Source organism: Marinobacter sp. SS5-14b, assembly GCF_030541005.1.
In the GTDB taxonomy this organism is placed as follows: Bacteria; Pseudomonadota; Gammaproteobacteria; order Pseudomonadales; family Oleiphilaceae; genus Marinobacter.
Genome location: NZ_JASSVM010000035.1, coordinates 1 through 1,636, shown reverse-complemented (window position 1 = coordinate 1,636; position 1,636 = coordinate 1). Strand labels below are relative to the sequence as shown.

The 1,636-nt window shown below is 56.6% G+C and carries 1 protein-coding gene; it reads right to left on the bottom strand.

The genetic code is table 11. The features are described from left to right. Positions 1 to 44 precede the first annotated feature (44 nt). A protein-coding gene (locus QPL95_RS18495; RefSeq protein WP_085986444.1) for an IS3 family transposase occupies positions 45 to 1,588 on the bottom strand; the annotation gives its coding sequence in 2 pieces (ribosomal slippage) (positions 45 to 1,117 and positions 1,117 to 1,588; 1,545 coding nt in all). Positions 1,589 to 1,636: the final 48 nt, after the last annotated feature.

Sequence of the window (1,636 nt, the reverse complement as noted above, 5' to 3'; positions counted from 1 at the left end):
CCGGAGTCTGTCAACGTAGATGTCGCGTTTAAGTCATCAGCTCTTTAACAATTGGCCGCCTTTTCCGGGTTCAGAGTGACTGATTCCGGCAAGCTGAAGTTTCGGATATCACCAGACCAGCGACGCGGGTTCTCGGCTTTCGCCGCTTCGATAATCTGTTTTCGCTGGGCCAGGATCTGATCAGCTTCGCCCGTATGGCGTTGCTGAGGTGTTACGTAGTTCAAGGCGCTGTGTCGGTGCTCGGTGTTGTACCAGCGCACGAACGCCAGTACCCATTTGCGGGCCTCCTCGATCGTTCTGAAGCCGTTTACCGGGAACCCCGGGCGGAACTTCAGGGTTTTGAACAACGACTCCGAGTAGGCATTGTCGTTACTGACCCGGGGGCGACTGTTCGAGGGCGTAATACCCAGATCGTACAGTTTCTCCAAGAAGGTCGAGGCCTTCATGGGGCTGCCATTGTCGGAGTGCAGCACTAGAGGCTTGTCCTTCGTCGCCAGGTGTTCACGCCAGTAGGCCTTCTCGATGAACTCGCTGGCAAGCTCGCCGGTCTCACTGTGATAGACCTCGTGACCGACGATCTTGCGGCTGTATACGTCCAGCATCAGATACAGGTAGAACCAGGTGCCTTTTGCTGGCCCCGGCAGCCATGAGATATCCCACGACCACAGCTGGTTCGGTTCTGTGGCCTTGTGTGTAGTTGCCCTGCGCTTGCTCTGGGGCGCTTTTTGCCGACCTCTGGGGTGTACTTGATCCTTCTCCCGCAGAACCCGATAGAAGGTGGATTCCGAGGCCAGGTAGCGACCCTGATCCAGTTGATCCGCAACGATGAAGGCCGGCGGACAGCTTCGATATTCCTTCTGGTTGCACAGTGAGACCACGGCCTGACGCTCCGCCTCCGAGAGTTTATTGGTGGGTGCTGGTCTGGGCACCACCGGTCGTTGATCGGCGCTGACGGCCTTATCTGCCGTCCAGCGCTGATAAGTGCGTATACTCAGGTTCAGCAAGGCGCAGGCCTTGACCAGCCGGGCTCCGTTACCCTGAGCCTCTTGGATCAGGGTAACCGCCTGCTGGCGATCCGGGAGGCTGGTCATTCGTCCTCGTCTTTGGGGCCCCAGATCGCCTCGGCTTTTTTTGACAGCGTCAGCAGTGCAGCCGTTTCTGCCAGAGCTTTTTCCTTGCGTCGCAACTCGGCTTCGAGTTTTTTGACTCGTTTTTTCTCAGCCCTGGCCGCTTGCCGATTCTGCTTGGCCTGTTCATCCGACAGGGCATTGGCTCCCATGCAGGCGGCTTTCCAGGTTTCGATTTGTTCCGGGTAAAGGCCGTTCCTACGGCAATATTCACTAACTTCCGCCTCCGTCATCGGGGCGGTTTCCAGAACAATGCGGAACTTCTCTTCGCTACTCCACTTGTCTGGATGAGCTGAATTCGATGGCAAAACGGCACCTCGTCCTCTGGCGGCTTTACGCCAATTGTACAAGGTTGCGGTACTGATGCCTTCCTGGCTGGCCAACTCGGCAACAGTCAGACTGTGAGGTGGGGCCATCTTCTGGAGAATGGCTTCTTTACGTTCCGGTGAATAATGGGGCATGGTTGTCCTCTGAAATATTCAGGCGACAACTACGCTGACACATAGGGA